Source organism: Spirosoma terrae (genome assembly GCF_010435915.1).
In the GTDB taxonomy this organism is placed as follows: Bacteria; Bacteroidota; Bacteroidia; order Cytophagales; family Spirosomataceae; genus Spirosoma; species Spirosoma terrae.
Genome location: NZ_JAAFZH010000004.1, coordinates 463,893 through 484,808, shown reverse-complemented (window position 1 = coordinate 484,808; position 20,916 = coordinate 463,893). Strand labels below are relative to the sequence as shown.

The 20,916-nt window shown below is 52.7% G+C and carries 8 protein-coding genes; all 8 read left to right on the top strand.

The window, feature by feature from the left end; genetic code table 11:
- The first annotated feature begins 8 nt into the window (after nucleotides 1-8).
- Nucleotides 9-10,754, top strand: a complete 10,746-nt coding sequence (locus GK108_RS12575) for an AAA family ATPase (RefSeq protein WP_163948270.1) — start codon at nucleotides 9-11, stop codon at nucleotides 10,752-10,754.
- Nucleotides 10,754-15,310 (top strand): hypothetical protein, encoded by a 4,557-nt coding sequence (locus tag GK108_RS12570; RefSeq protein ID WP_163948267.1) that lies wholly within the window; start codon nucleotides 10,754-10,756, stop codon nucleotides 15,308-15,310. The genes GK108_RS12575 and GK108_RS12570 overlap by 1 nt, the downstream gene beginning before the upstream one ends.
- Before the next feature lie 104 nt (nucleotides 15,311-15,414).
- A complete protein-coding gene (locus tag GK108_RS12565; RefSeq protein WP_163948264.1) occupies nucleotides 15,415-16,152 on the top strand; it encodes a hypothetical protein in 738 nt (245 codons plus the stop codon).
- Nucleotides 16,149-16,859 carry an SGNH/GDSL hydrolase family protein gene (locus GK108_RS12560; RefSeq protein ID WP_163948261.1) on the top strand — a complete coding sequence of 237 codons (711 nt, stop codon included), beginning with the start codon at nucleotides 16,149-16,151 and terminating at the stop codon, nucleotides 16,857-16,859. The genes GK108_RS12565 and GK108_RS12560 overlap by 4 nt, the downstream gene beginning before the upstream one ends.
- A gap of 11 nt (nucleotides 16,860-16,870) precedes the next feature.
- The gene (locus tag GK108_RS12555) at nucleotides 16,871-17,101 is read left to right on the top strand and encodes a hypothetical protein (RefSeq protein ID WP_163948259.1); all 231 of its coding nucleotides are present in this window, start codon (nucleotides 16,871-16,873) and stop codon (nucleotides 17,099-17,101) included.
- Between the two features lie 2 nt (nucleotides 17,102-17,103).
- Entirely contained in the window at nucleotides 17,104-19,020 is a 1,917-nt protein-coding gene (locus GK108_RS12550) for a beta strand repeat-containing protein (RefSeq protein ID WP_163948256.1), read from the top strand.
- Nucleotides 19,020-20,291: a phage head spike fiber domain-containing protein gene (locus tag GK108_RS12545; protein WP_163948250.1), complete on the top strand. Its 1,272-nt coding sequence runs from the start codon at nucleotides 19,020-19,022 to the stop codon at nucleotides 20,289-20,291. The genes GK108_RS12550 and GK108_RS12545 overlap by 1 nt, the downstream gene beginning before the upstream one ends.
- Before the next feature lie 44 nt (nucleotides 20,292-20,335).
- Nucleotides 20,336-20,908 (top strand): hypothetical protein, encoded by a 573-nt coding sequence (locus GK108_RS12540; protein WP_163948247.1) that lies wholly within the window; start codon nucleotides 20,336-20,338, stop codon nucleotides 20,906-20,908.
- The last annotated feature ends 8 nt before the right edge of the window (nucleotides 20,909-20,916 follow it).

The following is a 20,916-nucleotide window of genomic DNA, read 5'->3' as shown; positions in this document are numbered from 1 at the left end:
ACCCACGAATGGATTGTTTAAATTTGAACCACCCGGATATTCAGTTATGGACTGCCCAGGTTGGTCTCCAGGAAACATATAACCAACTGATTCTGCACGATGGGTTACTGCCAGACTACCAAACCTGGCGGAACCATCTAACCCGTCCGGCTCTTCAGTTGGACGAGGCCAAGCAGATGATGGCCGAACTCATCGACCCGGATCAGTTCCGGGTGGGTGAGCTCTCGGAGATAGCGGCCATGGTTCCGCCCGAAACGTCGGCGGCCTTCTGGAAGAATGCCCTATACTTCGGCAAAGCTATCCGCCGGGACGAGGTCTGGGAAGAGAGCTTCCACGCGATATTCGGTAGTTTGATACCAGCCGATGAAAAATCGGAATATTTACGAGTCGGTAAAGCCCTGCTGGAAAGTCGGCTGTCAACCTGGGGAATGGGTAGTCTGGAAAACCATTACCAGACTACTCGGGCAGTCTACCCAAAAACCTACGAGGCTCTTTCCAAAGAAGCGGGATTGAACCGGCTATACGAGGAGGAACTGGCTCGTCTGTTCGTCTCTCGTATGGCCTACGGATCTTATATGGATCTAGCCGACAACAACCTACAACGGAAACTAACAGAACAACTCAAACCCTATTTAGGTGTGGGAACGGCCCGGGCTGTAGCCAGGCTGTTTACTAACCTTTACCGGTACCTGAATAAGATACTGGGTTATTACGACAAAAACCGGGAGAAGGCCGAGCTTCTTTTTGACAAGATCGCCCAGGGACAGTATGCTAAAGCGCGTATCCTGACCAGCTCCGACTACGATACCGTTCCTGCCACCCGGCTCATCGAATTGGGGGCAGACGGGCATACCATGTCCTCTACCGAATCCCAGCAATTGATCTGGAACATTGGCCTATTGGCCCTGGACACCTCGGCCTTCCCAAATCTTTCTGAAGCGGGTCGGATCGAAGCAGCCCTGTCCACCTGGGCTTCGTATTACCAGTCGAGTGATACACCCAAGGACAAGCTGATTGCCGAACAACTACGACCAACCATGAGCCGTGGGTTTGGTGCCAGTAAAACCACGGTTGCCAACGCCCAGTATCCGCTGATCGTTGCCGATGTGCAGGCCTACCTGGACCGAATGAAATCCTACCAGGAGCTGGCCGCTGAGACCGATGAAGATACCGATGGGGGAGCCTCTGAGTTCGACCGATTCGAGCAGGCAGCCAACGAGGTAGGTCCCCAGGGACTATCGAGCTGGCTCAAACAATACATTGCTACGGTGGGCCGTCCGGTACTGGACGGGCAGGGTAATCCCCGGATTCACCGTATTCAGTTGCCCACGGGCGGCTTTCAGGATATACCCGTTCGTCAGGCCGTCGATGCCGGAAAGATCTATTATGCCCTGGCCCGTAGCCTGGGCAATACCCGCTCGGACGAAAGCCGGCTGAGAGGGCTGATCCAATTTTCTCAGTTATCGGGTAATGAGGACACCCGGGCCTTTGTCGACCGATTGGTGGATGATATGGCCCAGGGGGCTACCCTTAGCCGTCAGCAACTGATTGATGCCATCCTGGCCGGACAGCTGTCGGTTCATAACCCGCAGGCCGATACGGACCTCAACCGTATTCTGGCCACCCCGGCCAAAATAAAGCTCAACCGGGTGCTGAAGGGTTTTGATCTCTGGGTTCGCCAGAACATGGTCATGCTCTTTGATCCTGAGACCCTACACGGTGAACTTTTTAATGCCAATACCAACCGGGTGGATTTAACCCAGGTGTCGGCCTGGGCATCCGCCTTCCATCAACAGGCAACCCCTGACCCAGCTCTGGTAGACCAGCTGGCTGATATGGACGTAGCCGTGTCCGCCAGTGGGCAGGTAGCCACCCGCAGCCGGCAACTGGTTCAGTTGCTCGACAAGCTGGGTATCCGGTTAAGTAGTGATTACGTTCGGTATTCGGTACTGGCTGCCTCCAAGCTCCCCGAAGCGGAACTCTCGTCGGCCGATGCCAGTCTGTTGGCCATGACGAATCTGGAGAAAAACCAACTCCTCAGCCGCCCTTTCCTCAAGGCGCTGGCCGACCAGCTGCGGCAGGGAGGTGATCCGTTTTCCCGGACCAGTGACGAAAAAGGAGGGATGGTGAGCCGGTTACGTAACCTGGCCAAAGGTAATGCCCGGTTTGATGAGTCGGCTATGGAGTCCAACTACAAGAATGCGGAAGGAAAAACCATTTACGCCCACCAGGCCAAAACGTTTCACCTTCAGTTCTTTCGCTACCTGGTGGATGCCGATGGCCTCGATTACTGGAACTCTCTATTGGAAGGCTACCGAACCGTACTCCGGCAGGACCCCGACGGGTTTACTCATTATTTGAGTGAGGACCTGGGGTTCTATCAGCAGAACTGGCTTCTGGACAAACTGGCCCGGGATCCTGCCTATCAGGCCATGCGGTCCAAGATGATCCATTTCTCTGCCGACGGTCTCCGCCAGCAATCTTACAAGGAGGATGGCAAAGAACGAATGGTCCGGGATTACAACCAGGCGGCCAGTGACGGCATCTCGTTTGGTAGTATGTCGGACCGGGAATTTGACCTCTACCGACTCAATAGCTTCTTTACCCAATCGGAAAACGGAGCGGGGCTGAGTCTGCGGCCCGTTTACCTGGGCAATCTGGAGACCAGCCGGACGGCTGACTTTGTCTTGCTGCCTTATCTAAAGAATCTCTATAGCCGAGGTCAGCTCTCGAAGCAGGCCCTGACACTATTCAAGCAAACGATCCGGCCCGAATACGAACGGATTGCCCGCGTCTACCGACAGCTGGAAGCCGTTGAGTTTGACCCCAGCCGACTTTCCGAGCAGTACGAAAGTTACAATACCGGTAAGGCAACAGACTTTAAAGCTGTCACCTTGCCAGCCCTGTCCGAAACCCAGCCTGAACAGACATTGTATTTGCCCAAGAAAGGTTTTCGGGCACTGGAGTTCTCAGATTCAGTACGGGCACTGGCGGGCAGCAGTCGAATGACGGCCCTTGGTTTCCGGGATCAGGCGCCTAGTGCTGAACAGGTTACCAACAACCTGGTACTGGCTGCCATGCGGGGTGTTCCCTTTGAGGAGCTGACCCAGCTGGAAAGCTGGCTGCAGGAAGGTGTTCAAACAGCCCTGGATGCCCAGTGGCAGATCCTGCTGGAAAATGGCGTGTTGGGCCAGGATGATCTGCTGCTTCACCGCTCCTTTCTGGAAGGAGATGCCGAGACGGGTATGGTAACGGCGGGTAGCGTCATTCGGGATCCCAAAACCAAGGAAATCACCGGCTGGAGCTGGGATGAAGCGGTCCTGAAAGAAAACCTCTACAGCAAGCTGCTGTCTGATTTTCTGAACACCCACGCCCTCAATGGCATGGTACATGGCGATCCGGCCCTGACCTATAAAAATGACGGGGGTGATATGTTCAAACGGTTCAAGGGCCGAAATGCGGCCATCGGGGCGTTTGCCTCCCAACTGACGGCTCCGGAACTAGGCATCACCCGGCCCCTTACCCATTTCCGCTATATCGTCACCGACGAGCCCGTGCTGAAATCGGACCTGACGGGTGACAACATCAAGTTTGCCGATGCCCAGAACTGGACCACTGTTGATGGCTACCGGTATGCCCTCTGGGGGCAGGCCCGGTTGTCGGTACCGCATGCCCGGATGCTGGACAAGATCCAGACGGGCCAGCCCCTGTCGACCGAGGAGATTCAGCAGATGTACGACAATGATGTCATTTTTAACTCGATCAAAACGGTAGGGGCCGATGGGCAGAAATACCTCAAAAAGTCGGATACACTGCTAAGCCGGCAGATGACTTCTTTACCGGTGGTGATTTCGGCCGATGAATTTGCCCGCCGGGGAGGACGGTTGCCGACGGGGTTCCAAACCCTGTACAGCATTCAGCCCGGTAGCCGCTCCCAGGATGGGGATGTGTCGGCCTGGCAGGATGAAGCAGGCAACTGGCAGTACCGACTCTGGGTGGAAAAGCCTAACAAAAAAGAACTGCACCAGATGCGGCTCCGTATGGAAGGCTGGACCCAAACCGACCAGGGTTGGACCTACGGTGGTCCCCAGGCTGGTATCGACCTGGTGATGCCCGTCTCTGCCTCCAAGATGCTGACGCCGAATGTAGTTCGGGCTAAAGACGGGCAGCTCGACTTCGGCCGGGCATCCAGCCACCACGTCAATTTGATCGATGCCAATTTTTACGGGCTGCAGACTGACAACCCTTCTGGTAAAACCAAGATTGTCGATCCGACCCAGATGCTGGAAATTACCCTCAACGAGCTGAAAGGGGAACTGGTGGTTCACTACCAGGGCAAACCCATTAAAGCGTTGGAAGTGGGCAAACTCTGGCAGCAGCTGCAGACGGCTCGGGATAAAAATGCCTACGAGCTGGCCTGGAAAACGCTGGTGACGGGGGAGGTGAACGGGGAGCTGGAAATCCGGCTCGACCGCTTCAAGGAAAAAGCGGTGCAGGGTCTGCTGGCTTCGGGAGGGGATAAACAACTCGTCGAATTTTTCGACCCCGCCCGGCAATTCAATCTGAATATGCCCCTGAGCCGCGATAAGTTCGTAGCCCAGTTCTTTTCTCATTTCACCAAAGAGGTACTGAGCCACAAGCGGGCAGGTGATGCCCCGGCTCACGTGAGCTCCTACGGGCACAAGCTGCTCAAGAAACTCCGCTACGTTACCGATGCCAGTGGTCAACCCGTTTTGGATAGTCAGGGCCGGCCCCATATCAGTTGGGATGTCATTCGGGAAGATGATCCGGATTACTACCGGCTGAGTATGTCGGGAATACAAACTACTGAGTTGTCCGATAAACGGTTTTTCCATACCTATACAGACGGCAAGCTGAATGCCAGCTGGGCAGGCACGGAATCTGAACAGAGCGGGGATTGGTATATTACTGCCCGGCAGGCTATCGAATCGGGTAATCCGTATATTATCGACCGGCTACGACATGTCAAGCCTCGCTGGGAGGCTGGCGCTGTTACAGGCTATTTCTCGGAAATGCTGTTGCCGCCTTGGGAAGCCCGGATGACGGGCCGGGAAGAGGCCCTTCGGGATATGGTCGGTATCCGGATTCCTTCCCAGGATAAGCACTCGGCCATGAACATGGAGTGGGTCGATGCCTTGCCTCACTACCTGGGCTCATCGATCATTCTGCCAGCTGAGGTTGTGGAACTGTCGGGGGGTGACTTTGACGTGGATAAAGAGTACACCTTAAAAACGGAAGGGTATTGGAAAGCCGGTCAATTCGTAGCCTACGGTACCCAGCCCACCGATGAGGGTAATTACGAAGACTACCGGAAGTATGTTTTTTCCCATACCAAGGTGTTGACCAGTCTACGGAAAAAAGCCCTGCTGGACACCCCCTTGTACCAGACCCTACAACAACGGGTGGCTGACTTCCGGTTTCAACTGGATCAGATCAAAGGAGCCAGTCAGGCCGGTTATCAGGAAATCCAACAGATAAAAGAGTCCATGACCCGGCTGCTGGATCTGGATGGTGAACTGGATCGGGACGATCGACAGTTTTTGTTTGCCCTCTCGGCCGACAAACGGGATGCCTACCAGACGCTGTCGATATTGAACGATGTCCGCCGGCAGCTGCTGGAGCCCACCCGGGAGTTGTCCTCCTTAATTCGCCAGCAGGAGAATATAATTATGGCCGAGTTTGGTTTGCCGACTAACGTTACCGACTGGCTGGAAAAAGGAGGGAACCTACTCAACAATGGTTGGGTCAACAACCAGTTACTGGCTCTTCAGCAGCAGGCGCTGGTTAATACCCAGACACTGGGTGGTCTGGATGGTGACGCCATCTACAATACACCAGCTAGTTTAGATGCCCTTAATGAATTGAAGGATAGTGCCTATACGGATACGGAAGGCCGTAAGCACAGTTTGTTTGGGCAGACCAGCCAGCCCATTGCCCTGCACTGGTTTGGTGCCCACAGCCGGGTTCACCGGGGTAATATGACGGGAAAAGGGTTAATCGGTATCGGGGTAAACGGGAACCTGACGCTGATCCGGGCTATGGATCTGGGTGTGGTGATCAACCCAAACTTTTTACCCCGGCTGAACGGGTTTAAAACCCAGGCGCTGGCCCGGGGTGGGGCTCTGTTTCAGCCCATGACCAAAGACGCTACGGATCCCAGCCGGATGACCCGGGTCTTCGATTTGATTTCGACGATCATCACGGCGGATACCGACGAGGCCAAGGAGCAGCTCAATGCCTTTTTCGGTCTGACTGACTCCTCTCAGGGGGTGGTTATCCAGCTCATTGCCACGGGGCAGTATTCGTTGAAAGAGGCCCTGCTGTTTGTCAACCAACCGGTGATACAACGGTATCTACAGGCTTCCCGACTTAAGGACTATGCCGTCCTGCGAGACTCTGAATCCAGTCTACGGATACAGAGCCGTCAGAAACTGTTATCCGAGCTACTGGGGGATACTCCCTTCCAGGACCATGAGCTGACCTATACGACTGATCAGCTAACCGGCCTACTGCTGGCCAACCGGGCTGGAACGTCGGTGCCCGCTACAGACTATCAACAGCTGGGCGTGAACCCACTGGGTAATCCGGGCCTGGAAGCTCAGATCCTGTTTGACTATGTCAACCTGGAAACGATGAATAATCATCTGTCGGATCTAACCCGGTTTGTCAAACTCAAGAAAGGCTTCGGCTCGGATATGGCTAGTTTTGATAACCTGGTTACCAGCCGGGCTAACCTCGGCTACAACCAGGACGGCAGCCTGCGGGAGGATTATGAGGAGTATAAAAACAGCCGTGCCGTCTGGGTAGCCGATGCCCTGGAAGCGCCGGTAAATAAGCAAAAAGCGGCCCAGCTGCACAACTACATCCGCCGGATTCTTCCCGGTCAGCAGGCCCTTCAGCAGCAGTTGTTCCTCCGCCGAACACCCGCCTTTGTCGGCTTCCAGCAACGGCTTGAGGGGCAGTTGGGCTATTTGTCAACGACCGACCGGGAACGAGTTGCCGATGACGTGGAGAGTTACCTACTGACTACCCTCTACAGTCACTGGCTGAGCCAGCAGGATTCACCGGCCCATCCATCGACGAGTTTTAAAGCCAGTCTGGTTTTCCAAACGGGAGACGAACCCACGATGGCCCGGGCCTGGTCGGATTTTTACCGAACAGAGCTGGAGCCGGGTCTGGTAGCGGAAGCCGATACCGGAATACCTTTTCAGCATCCGTTACGGGGAAACCTACTATTCCGTAAGGTCATCAGTCAGTTCGGCTCGGAGGCCGACGGGGTTGATACACTCAAGTTCGACTCGATTGCCAAACTCCGGCCCGAAGAGCAGGAGGGGTTGATGGATGCCTTCGTTGATCTATATCAGTATAAGAATACGGCCGAAGAGGGGTATGTAGGCCCCCGCCTGGCCCACCAGCTGTTCTACTATTTTATGATGAAGGATGGGGGGCAGTTTCGGATGGGTAGTATTTCCAAGATCTTTCATACGGCCATGTTCTCGGATCTGAGCCAGATGCTGAACCGGTTTATGGAAACAGGGAGCCTGGCTTCTATTACGGGCAAACCCAATGAGGTCTACGAAGATCAGTTGCTCAACCGGGTGAAACTCCACGCCGGCTACATACCCCTGCTACAGAAAACCCGGCTACCCCGTGCCGATTCGGAACTAGCCAAAAAGGTGGAAGCCTACAAGATGTTGACGGGTTACAGTATGGACGGGCAGCCCATGAATCTGCGGGGTAAAACCCGGCCCTCGATGCTGGCTTTTGACATGAACCCCCTGATAGCGGCCGAAAACGAAAACCAGAAAGTACCATTGATCAACAGCCTGGGTCTGCGGGGTGATGTGGAGGGTGTCGCTTTCCCCCGAACCATTACCTATAGAGATCGGGTATACGAGCTATTCCGCTACTACGATACGGCTGGCAGTCAGCAAAAAGCCGATGCAGCTGGTAGTGAACTAGCAAAAGGGTACCGGGCGGTTTATCTGCAGAGTGTTCCACTGGGAGTACGGGCCGTGAGTCCAGTCACTACGGATCCCCAGCCGATGGAAGAGTCCCGAAAGCTACTTCGACACTGGATTCAGTCACCAGGTGGGGAGCCCATCCGTAACTATTACCGGAGTGTGTTAGGAACAGATCTGGTGGAGGTCCCCACAACTCCGGTTCCTACTGTGGATGCGGTATTAACAGACTTTGTCAACCACAGTGGTGGGGCTCAGGGGGCTGATGAGGCCTGGGATCTGGAAGGAGAACGACTGGGTATAAAGTCGATTCACTACCGGGAGCCTGGACAGGGATCGGTCGATTCAATGACCCTACGTAACAAAGGTCGGAAGGCTACCCCACTGGATGAAGCTATCTATGCCCGGGGGAAAGAGGTAGCTGATACCATCGACAAGTTCTTTGGGGAAAATGTCGACCGGGGTTACGGTCACTACCGGTATCGAAATTATGGCCAGGTGTATTATTCGGACGCTGTCTTTGCCATCTCGAAAGGCTTTGGTACCCGGGCGGGTCGTACTAATGTCCCGCTGGACCGAGGTACGATCTATGCTATCTACGGGGCCATACTGGATAAAAAACCGGTATATGTGTTTGACCAGACGGCGGGGAACTGGAATACCTGGAACCCTGCCACCCGGACCTGGGAGCCGACAGTTACCCCCACACTGACCAAAAACTTTGCGGGTATAGGCTCACGGGATCTCAAGGAGTCGGGTCGTCAGGCCATTCGGGACGTACTGACCAAGACGGCTAACACGGTTGGGAAACCGGTTGAGCCGAAGGAAGTACCAGTAGTGGAAGCTCCTAAAATGGACGAACCTAAAACCACTACGGTCACCTACAACTACTATGGTCAGAAAGTGGACGTACTCCTCGACGAAAACAACCGGGCCTTTGATGCATTACTGAACCAGGGAGCGGGGGAGACCCATACCAAGTTTAAAGCCCGGGTTCAGAAAGTTGTAGATGCCTATAATGAAAATAATGGGCAGAATCCACAAACGGCCGGTCAGCCCGAAACCGAAACGGCTTCCGCTAAAACACCCTCGGGACCGGTGTTCACCTTTACCGATGGAACGGTAATCGAGACAGGCTTTGAACTGGGATCCCAGCAGGGAGCTGCCCTCCAGGCGGCTGTCGATGCGATCAAGGCGGGACAAACCCAGTTCGTTTTACGGGGGTATGCCGGTACAGGTAAGTCGACAATCTCCAAGTTTATTGTTCAGTACTTCCGGCAGAATAAGAAATCCGGCTTTAAACCGATCATGCTGGGAGCCCCTACCCACAAAGCCCGGTTGATTCTCAAGTTGTCCATGCTGCGGGGTGGTATTCGGGCCGAATCGTTTACGATGGCCAAGATTCTCAATAAACGCAAGGAAGACGGTCAGTGGGTATTGGGCATGAATAACAAGATGCCCCAGAATGGTATTCTGATTATGGATGAATCGTCCATGATTGCCCGTTCGGACTACGACGACCTGATGATGCTGGCCCGCCAGAAAGGCTCCAGCATTATCTTCATGGGGGATCCGGCTCAGCTCCCTCCCGTAGGGCAGACAACCCTCTCGGATGCCCTACAGTTTACGGGTCCCCAGGACGGGGTTGAGCTGACGGAGGTTAAACGGATTTCCTCAGAAAACCCTCAGCTTGGTATTTTGACGACTATCCGGCAGAACCTATTGAACCGGGCCGAGAAGTATCCGATGTACACCCAAAAGGCCAGCAATGGAGACGGGGTGTATTTTACCAAAAACCGGAATGCCTTCCAGCAGGCTCTGGAGCGGGCCTTTACCTCGACCAGCTACCAGACGGACCCTCTTTTTGCCAAAGTGCTCAGCTATACCAATTCCTCGGTAGCCGCTTATAACCGGTTGATTCGGACTGTGCAGGGTAAGACGGGTGAGTATGCAGTAGGGGACATTCTGATGGGCTACAACCAGTCTGGCGAAAACCCTGAAGTCCAGAATGGTATGGACTACCAGATTCTTGAATCGGAATACATCCAGAAAGAAATCCGGATTCCGTTTCTGATCGACGGCCAACCGGCTCCTAAAGTGTCTTTGTCAGGCTATAAGGTCAGCTTGCAGCCCCTGTTTACGCCCGAGGATCAGGCCCTGATGCGGGAGCTGGGGGAGGATGACTTGCTCAAACCCAGCCGGGTGACAATACTCAACCCGGAGGATCCCGACAACATACCTCTGTTTCGCCAGCTGGTGGCCTGGAAGTCCTTTGTCGACAACCGGTCCGTTCCCTGGAAGTTCCGGCAGGCGGCCAGTAAGGATTTCGATGATTTCTTCTCGACCTACCAGATGCCCCAGGATCTGGTTAGTTTCCGAGGGCAGATGACGACGATGGGTATGCTTCGTAAACAGCACCCTGAACTCTTCGAAAAGGATGCCACGGGCATGATGCCTTTCGAACGGGAACCCCAGAAGGCCGTTTTTGAGAAAAATATCGATTACGGTTACGCAGTTACGGTACACAAATCACAAGGGTCTACCTATAGTCATACCTTTGTGGACTACGACAACCTGGAGAATACCCAGGCCGACCGGGTTATCCAATCCAAAGGCCAGCCCTACCTCAACGAACAGAACGCTCTCAAATACGTCGCTCTGTCAAGAAACCGGCAAACCGTCACCGCCCTCAGCCAGAAAGCTGAGATGGCCCCCCAGCCACCCCTCTCGGATACTGACCAGCAGATCAATGACTGCTCAACCCCTGCCTGATGTCCTGTAAAATACCCTACTTAGACAACCACTATACGGGGCCGGAACTAAGCCGGCTCCGTCAACTCCACAACGACACAGCCCGGGAAATACGGGCTGCCGTCGATCCCCAGGATACGACCTCCCCGCTATTTCCGGTGCGAGAGGGATTCCTGCGGGTAGGCCATCCCACTTCGGGTTTGTTTACCCGCCAGCAGCCCCTCATCCAGACGATCAACCAGCGGCTGCAGGCTGAGCACGGCGTACTCGACGACATCCTGCGGATCATTCCCCGAACCGACGCTCAGGGGAATCCCATCTGGGCATTAGCCGTCGATGTCCGGCCGCTGGCTAGTCCAGCCGATCAAATTCAGGTCAACGAGCCCGCCCCTGTAGCGGACCTCTCGGACCGTGACCTGCAGACACTACTGACGGATCAGATCAATGCCGATCACCAACAGTCGATTCAGGACGAATGGACTGAATATGTCGGTGAACATGCTGACTGGTTCAAGGATAAATTCACCCGACTCAAATCTACCCTACAGACCTACGCCCAGAATATTGCCCAGCGGGCTATTGAGTCTCCTGACAAGCGGCTAACCAGCAACCGGCTCTTTGCCCAGGTGGCCCAGCTTACTGATAATACGACGGAGGCAATGGCTGAATCGCTGTCCAAGTACGTGGTGGAGACTACCAACTGGCTGGATAAGATCGACCAGAATTTCTTTGACCCTCAAAAAGGGGTACTGGCCCGATTTAAAGCCTTACAGGCTAACACGGATCTTGAGGCCTCCGAGAAAGTAGATGAGCTCAAACAACTAGCCCGTCAGATTGGCAAGTCCAAGCATTACCTGTACCTGTTTAACGGGATTGTGCAACTCCGCCAGGAGATGGCAGCAGCGGGCTACAAGCCGTCTGCCCGCTCGACACTGAATCTGGGACCAGAATTCCGGGATGCCCTAACGGATTTACTGGAAGGGAAACTCCTGTCTTCATCGGTCGCTTCCATCAATGAATTACTCTCGTCGCCGGCTGTCTCGGAAGAGGCCCTGTTCCGGTTAATTCAGGAACGATTTGGTACCGACTCTTCGGATCTAACGGTAGCTGACGGGCAGCAGTTTACCGAAGACCTCAAGAAACTCTTTGATACCTACCGGATTCGAACCATTGATACCATCCTGGATTCGGCTGTCGCTAAGTACGGAGTGCTGCGGGACCAATTGACTGACATTCACTACCAGCTGGTAGAAGACTGGTTATGGCCTACGCTGGAAAGCCGGCAAACCGACATTCGTAAGACAATCGAGGCCTGGAAGAAAGACCACCCGAATGAAACCCATCCCGACGAAGCCTTCCTGCTCGACAAGAAGAAACTGAAGGATTTGCTCAGGAATGCCGACCGGGATGAGGACTTCGTTAAAACCTGGGTCGATGCGGCCGTTAAGTCCCACGATCCGGTGCTGGCTGGTGTAGCCAGTATTGTATCCGATGCGGTCTATCAGGCTCACGGAGAAACAGTAGAAATTGCCCAAAAACTCTCGGCTGTCCGCGACGAGCTGGGCTGGGAGAGTCAGGGGCTGTCGGCCTCCGAAATCCGGGACAAGCACCAGGCCATGACTCACTCTATTCTGGTTCCTCACGTATCGGGCCAGGAGGCTGATGAGGCCTGGATCGAAGCGGGCAACCCAGTCATACCGGTTACGGTCTTTGGGGAAACCAGGCAGCTTAAAGCTCACCGCAAAAAGGCCTTTCTGACTGAGTTTGATACGGCCAAATGGGAAGCTCACCAGACGGCTTTCTATAACCAGCTGCCTGGCCGGGTATCCGCGCTATGGGACATCGTGATGCCACAGGAAGACGGGGTGCCGGATGATCGGGCCTTGTTTAACTTCCTGCTTAGTCGTCAGGGTAATCCGGCGTATGATGCCATTCGTACCCGGTTATTCGATAATTTCCGCAAGGGGCAGAAAACCACCGAACCCGTGCTGAAGGACTGGGCCTGGTCCAAAGACAAACCCTACCTGCTCCGCCGGAACATAAAAAATACACTGATTGGCCAGTTCTACGGGGAACACCAGGAGACCGTCACCGGTACCGAGCGGCTACAGAAACTCCACGAGAATGGGGTATTGGACCGGCAGGGCAGGCCTACCCAGCCCACAACCGAGCATCTGTCTAATTACCTGCGGAACAATACCAGCTACCAGCGGATTCGGGAAGACCAGGATGTGGCCAAGTTGTTTGCTTCCTGGAAGGATAAAAAGAATGCCGACTGGGTTGATAACCTCGCGGGCTATCACGATGGGGCTAACCGCTATCTGCTGGTCCAGAAACAGGTTGGGGAAAGCCGGCAATGGGAGTGGGTTAACCTTAGTAGTGCTACGGCTCATCAGAACGTAGTGGGCTATGCTTACTGGGGCGGGGACATGCAACGGCTCCGCAAAGACCAGTACCACGTGGAAGCGGGGGGCTTTGCCGGACTCAGTAAACAGGCCTGGCAAAACCTCCGCCAGGATGAGCCCATGTTGGGTTATTATCAGAAACTCTATGCGGCCTGGGACGGAGCGGGTTATAAGCTGGGGGGAGTCGGCCTCAAACACGGCATCCTACCCCAGGTGGCAGCTATCGAAACCTCCGCTACCCAACTGGCTAAATCCCGGTGGGACGGTTTTTGGGACTGGCTCCGGGGGGTATTGAAATTGGACTACTGGCAGAACCTACAGCTTAACCAACCGGATCAGGCAACCGGGCGTCCCGCCGTCGAACAGTATCTCAACAATGACCCAGTCCGGCGGATCCCGGTTCGTCACGTACAGTTCATTGACGAGGATAAACTGGAGATGGATCTGTTTCGATCGGTAATGGCCTACCGGATGGGGGCCAACCAATACCGGTCCATGCGGCAACTGGAGCCCCAGGTACAGTTACTACGAACGCTGGTTGCGGGGGATTCTCTACTGGGCATCAATGCCCGGACAGCTACCCAATACAACCCGGAAGGGCTACCAGCCCGGGGTCGGAAATTGCTGGAAGGTCTTGACAACCGACTCAAGACCCAGGGTCCCCGGCTGAATCAGAAGCTCCTGGAATTTATCGATGATGTCGTTTACGGAGAGGAAACCCACGAGGCCTTCTTGAATATGCCGGGCTTCGGCAATCTGGATCTTAACAAGGCGGCTCAGGGAATGATGGGTTATGCCTCCTTTACATCCCTGGCCTGGAACGTAACCTCCATGTTTGGCAACGTAGGGATGGGGCTGTTCTCCAACTGGAGTGAAGCGATCTCGGGTCGGTACTCGACGGCGGCCGATGCCAAGGCAGCAATGGGAGACTACTGGACGGCCATGCGGAACGGGGATTTCTTCAAGGACCTGCGGGAGCCCAGTCTGAATAAAAAGTCAAAGCTGGGTCAGCTGACGTTGTATTTTGATGCCATCCAGGGGGAGGCCATCGACGAGTTTGGGGAATTAAGCCGTATCGGTAATGCCCAGAAGATGCAGGACCGAGCCTTGTATTGGACTCAGTCGGGAGCCGAACACCTGATCCAGACCCAGTCGATGGTCCAGCTCATGCGGGGCTACAAACTCCCTTCCGGTAAATCATTGTGGGAAGCGGTCGAACACCAGCCAGGTGAGGTAGTAAGCTGGTCCAGTGAGGTCTCGGATGAGATACTGCGGGATTTCCAGAGACGGCTCCACTCGGTTAATAAGGAACTGCATGGCCACTACAACAAACTCGATAAGGGGATGCTCCAGCGAAGATGGCTGGGCAAGATGGCCATGATGTTCAAGAAGTATCTCTATTCCAGCTTCCGGAGCCGGTTTTCCCGTCGGCGGTTTGACTGGGAATCGGGGGACGTGACAGAGGGCTACTTCCGGCAGTACCTGGCTCAGCTCTACAAGGAGGTCTATGACCAGAAAGGAATTGCCCAGCTGGCTTGGTATGGGCTGAAGAACGTAGCCCTGAGACCCACAGCGGGTGCTCTGGATGCTCTGTCGGGGCGCCGGCTCAGTAAAAACCTGGAAGGCTTCGATCAGTTTGTCTACGGAGATGCTACCGGGGATCTCCGCTCGGCCATGTACCGGACAACTTTTGAGCTGGCTGTGTTTGGTATGATGGGATTGCTGGCCGCTGGTCTACATGCGCTCAACGAGGATGATGACGATGAAGACCGGTCGGTGGTCCTTTTGAACCTGGAGTTGTTTGCCCGTCGGATGGCCGATGATGTGGGTATGTACTTACCCTGGTATATCGTACCAGGCCATCTGGGACCGGTATTTACATGGGACAAGGCCCTGCAGATCGTCAAGTCCCCGCTAGCCCAGATCCGTTCGTATGATGCCACGGTAGGATTACTCGGCCAGTTGGTGGGTGTTGAATACGGGGAGGAGGGGATCAACTTTACGTTTAACGATCAGTATAACCGGTCAGGCCCTGGGTACCAACAGGGGGACTATAAACTGGAAAACAAGCTCTATAAATCCATCTTTGCTCCCTTCTGGCAGGTGATGAAACTGCTTAATCCCGAGCAGCAGCTGCAGTACCTTCAGATGGTTTTCAAGAACAGCCGGTAAGGTTGAAACGGCTATATTCCCAGTTTGGGTTTTTCTAAAATAGGGTGGATGAGAAGGTGTTTTTACCAAATTTGGTAATTGCTTTCTCTCCACCCAATCATTTTATGAATCTCCGTCGACCGTCGTTTTATGATATACCCGCCATGCACCGCGATCTGTGTCGATTAGCTGCCCGTGTAGCCGCCCTGGAATCCGGTACGGGATCAATACCATCGGGAGGTAGTCTGGAAAGTTTTGTCGATCAGAAACTCCAGGAGGCAGCCATCTACTTTAACGAGGAACACTTTGCTGGTGTCGGAACGGCAGCGAATCCCCTAAGTGTCATTGGGGGCGGAGGGGGTGGCTCGGGGCCAACCATTCCTACGTCAACTCCTTTGACGTTTGGTAATGCTTATACGGAAACAGCTACTACCATTACGTATCAGTCGGGGCCAACCTACCACACGGCGGCTCCCGCTCAACAGGTTATACCTGATGGCAAGAAAGGTCGGGTATGGATGAGAGCCGATAATACTGATTCTGATTTTATCCTGGGCTTGAGTACCACCGGCACTGGTAATCATACTGACTTTGTGGATTCCATTCAACTATCGTACTTCCAGGGTAATCAGCGGATACTTCGATGGGAAAACAACGTACAGACAACCGTCAAAAACACGGTAGTTACCTATGTGGGTATCATCCGGGAAGCTGATGGGGCAGTTAAACTCCAGGAGTCTAATGACAACATCACCTGGATCGATATACTTACCCTGACACCCATGATTGGTAACGTGTATTTGATGCTGTCGATGAACAACTCGGGGAAAGTGTATGCTCCTAAATTGACCCTTTACCCATGATAGCACTTGACTTTGAAGGTAAGATAGCCGTCTTTTTTGGAGATTCCATGACGGAGGGGTATCTGGCCGGTGGCTACGCCAATCGGTGGAGTAGCTTGTTATGTGCGGAACGAAACGGCATCGAAGATAACCAGGGTGTGGGTGGGGCATGTTTGCAGTCTACAGTTTCCACCCTGGGGTGTAATCGGGCCTGGTTTGACGTTGAACTGGTGCCTGAAAAAACTTCGGCTCATGGCCGACTCTTTTTAGCCTACGGAACCAATGACCTGTTAATCAATATTACGAACCTGCTTAACCCCACCAATTTTAAATTGACCTTAAACCGTGCTGTACTGGGCTGTATAGAAAAGGGGTGGCAGGCGGAAGACATTGTCATTCATACGGGCTACTGGTTTCCGAATTTGGGATTTTCAGTCGGGGAGTGTGGGGTTACCCAGGCACCCACCCGGGAAATAGCGGATGCCTACGTACAGGCTGCTATTGATGTTGCCAGGCAACAGCACTGTGTGCTGGCCGATGTTTACCACGCCATGCAGCTGGCCCCCAACCTCAATCAGATGTCAGCGGAAGGGCTCCATATCAATCAGGTGGGACACCGCTTTGTAGCCGATTTTCTTAAAGCTCTCGATTATACCCCCGCTAGTGATGTTATCACCCCTCCGGCGGGTTCTTTTGCCGTACGGGGCCGAATTGCCCGTTTGGGTTAACCCTTCCTTACATGACTACCACACAGCTTACCAACATGCTACGCTGTGCACAGGCCCGAATAAACCAGCTGGAACAAAACCAGTCAGGTGGATCCGGTCTGATCACGGTGACCACGCTCCAGGATGCCACTGACTTGACGGTCACCCGAGCTACCCTGGTTTATATCCTGGAAACGGATACTACCTACCAGAAAACACCAACCAGCCTTAAACCACTGGTACTCGATCTATCCAACATTTAACTATGAAAAAGTATCTTGTATTACTGGCCCTGTTGTTAACCGGTCTGCCTGGATTTAGCCAGGTAGGGTTTCGGGAAAATAACGGAAAGCTAGAATACCGTCCTAATGTAGCAACAGCCTGGAAGACACTGGTTGTAGCCGGATCGACAGGGCAGTTCAACAGCCTCACCGTTGTAGGTGGCTTGAATCTCGGAACGGCAACGACAGCCGCCATGGGGGGTAGTGCTACCCAGCTAGTCATCAATGATCAGACATCAGCTCAGGCTGGTATTACGATACAGGCTGGTGGTAACAGGAGTATTGTGTTTCGACACGGGGCCACCAATGGGATTTATCTAGCGGCTAATACGGGTAATTTCACGGTAGCTAACTCGTTGTTCCCAGGTGTTGACAATGGCTACGACTTCGGTAACTTAACTACTCGCTGGCGGGATGCTTTTTTCAGTCGGGACCTAACGGTTGATAACCAGATTTATTCCCAAATATTCCGAGGGAAAACAGGTCTAACAACAGCATTCAGAAATTTCGGCAACACGGGTTACATGGCTATCACCGATGCAGGTGTTGTTAACTTCATCAGTACGGGAGCTGTTACGTTTAATCAGCCTATTCAGGTCGGCAACGATGTTTATCCACCAACTGATGGAGGTGGGAATGTCGGTATATCAGGAAAGGCATTTGGTGGTGCAAGAATAGGCACTGTATTTACTGAGGTATTAAGTGCCAGAACTGGTAGTAGCGGCATTTTATTCAGAAACAACGCCGTTAATGCATTCTCAAAAATGCAGGAAAACGGCGGCTGGACATTCGGTTCTACTACTCAGGTATCTAGTACGAACATTGCAGAATTTACAGGCAATACGTACACCAATGGCATAATTGGCGGTCCCGGTTCACTAAGCCTAACAACTCGAAACCATTATTTCGGTAGTACGAATAATGCCGGACAAATAAATTTTGCACGTGGGAATGACGGCTCCTATCAAGGTACTATCGGCTATGCAAGTGCAGCATCAACAGGAGGTGACTTTGCAATTAATGCAAATGGAGGGAATGGATTAGTTACTATAAACGGTGCTGCATCTGGTGTTCGCTTACAACAAGCAGGAACCAATGTTTTAATTGCTACATCTTCTGGCATCGATGTAACAGGGAAATATACATTAGGAGGTGTTGATTTAGCTAAAACTCCGGGCACTAATAACTTATTTCTAGGTGGCAATGGAAATATAACATTAACCGGGGCTGGAAACACTATTGTAGGTAGTAGTGCCAGTACAGCACTAACAACAGGAGCATTTAATACAGTTATTGGAGAATCAGCACTTCAACAAGTAAGTACTGGTGCCAATAATACAGCAGTAGGTAGATCAGCAGGATTTAATTCTATCTATGCAACTTTAAGCAATAACACGTTCTTAGGGTATAATGCAGGTCGAAATGTTGCTGCTGGATTTACTGGAAGTAATAATATATTTCTTGGTGTAGATGCCGGTAATGGAGAAACGGGAACACAGAATAATACGCTGTTTTTGGGTAACAGTACTACTCCTATATTTCTGAAGAGTTACGGGGGTGGTTCATTTCTTGGTGGAGTACGTGGTTCAAACCTAACAACAACAAACACCTCTGTTGCTACTACGTACACGATCGACATGTCCCTCTCGGACAACGTGTACCACTACATTACAATCACCGGTAACACGACGATTACCCTGACGAACTACACAGCTGGTAAACACCTATACCTCCGCGTCAAGCAGGGAGGAGCCGGAGGCTATACACTCACCCTGCCGGCAGCCATCCGATTCCCTGGCGGTGCTACTGTTGATCTCAACACCGCTGTAGATGGTGTCACTGTGTTCGACATTGTGGCCAGCTCGACTACCGAACTCGACGGATTCTACTCGAAACAATAATGAAGCATTTCCTGAAAAAACTCGTCGTCTGGATGTTTATCCTGATGACGTATATAGGTACCTGTTCGGCCCAGCTGTCAGGTACAATCAGCCAGTTTACTCCGAGTCTGAATTTGTCGTTCACCAATACGGAGACATTAGATTCTCGATTGACATTTACTCGAAACAGTATCGGTACTCGAACTAATTCAACAGGGTTAATCGAAACTGTAGCGGCTAACCAGCCTCGATTTGATTACGATCCTGTTACGTTGCAGGCGAGGGGGATTTTGATTGAGGAGTCGAGGACGAATCTGTTTCTGCGCAGTGAAAACTTCGCGAATGGGACCTGGACAAAAGGGGGTGGTGTTGCAGTTGTTACGGATAATGTCGAAGTATCTCCTACAGGCACAACTAATGCCGCTTTGTTTACTACTAATACCAGTAAGCTACACTGTTTTGTTCGACAGTCTCTAACCCTAACAAATGGTGCAACCTATACCGTTTCTGCATTCGTAAAACGGTATAACTACGATTATGTCGGCCTTAGGGTTGCAAGTACAGGGACTCACGCCATGTTCAATTTGACTACCCTTACTTGGGGTGGCTCAAACCTATCTTCTTACCAGTCTTACGGTTATCAGTCTGTTGGTAACGGGTGGTATAGAATATGGGCAACCAGAACCATAACAGAAGCTACAGGCACAAATGTGACAGGAGTTTGCCTTGTGGGTACAAGTGGTGAAGAGGCACCGACAAATCTGTCAGGCGGTGAAGGGCTATATTTATTTGGTGCTCAACTCGAATCAGGCGCATTCGTAACCTCGTACATCCCCACAGCAGCGAGTTCGGTTACAAGATCAGGTGATTTATGCCTATTAAATAACCTCAATTGGTTTAATCCCTCGCAGGGTACCTGGATTGCTGAAACGGTGCTTGGCCAAAGAGTTACGGCCAGAATTATTGGCTATGATGGTGCGAACAACTTCTTAGGGATCCGATCAACAGGTCAACAGGATACTGAAAGTTACAATGGGACGGCTTCTTTTACTAAGCAAGGGGTTACGAGTACAGGCACCGTTCGGCACGGAATGAGTTATTCGTCTTCAAATCGTGTGCTTACGCGAGAAGGCTTAACACCCAATACTAGTGCAACAAGTATCGGTTCAGTTACCCAGATTTCCTTAGGGTCAAACCCGAACGGAACAAACAATCTCTGTGCCTGGATTCGAAAGGTCGTTTATTATCCCCGTCAAGTCAGTAACTCTCTTCTTCAATCACTCACTCAATAACTGCCGATCTGGTCGGTAACCTCTCCCTTTAACCAATTACCATAATGTCTCCAACCCTAGTACTGGACACGGTGGAAATGCTCCGTGCTAACTGGAAATTCCTGTCCCCTGAACAGATTCAACAATTGCTCGATGATGAAATCGTTGACATTGTCGTTGAAGCCGACACCAATCAGCGTGTTATAAGCCGAACGTATACGGGTCAGGCCGTTGTTCGATCCAACTACCGATTCCTGGCCACGGGAGAAATCATTACCCCGTTCGTGGACTGGCTCCCCAAACGAACATTGAAACCAGAAACGATGTACGCCGTAGCTGGTCTGATCATGCAGCTTGAACCGGATGTTCTAGCAGATGTCATTGTGGCTAACGGGGGCACCATGCCGGAGTTTAAGCCGCCTATTGTTGCGGTAGTCGAACCAGAATCTGAGCCTGAACCGACACCAGAGCCGCAACCCCAGCCCGAGGAGCCTGTAGAGGAACTGGCAGAAGAAACCGATCCATTGGATGAACCATTCGATGAAGATCCAGGGGACGGTGAGCCTTCGGAACCTTCTGTTCCTGAAGAAGAAACCATCCCGGAATCCGAACAAACCCCAACAACCGGTAATGAATAAGTCTTTCG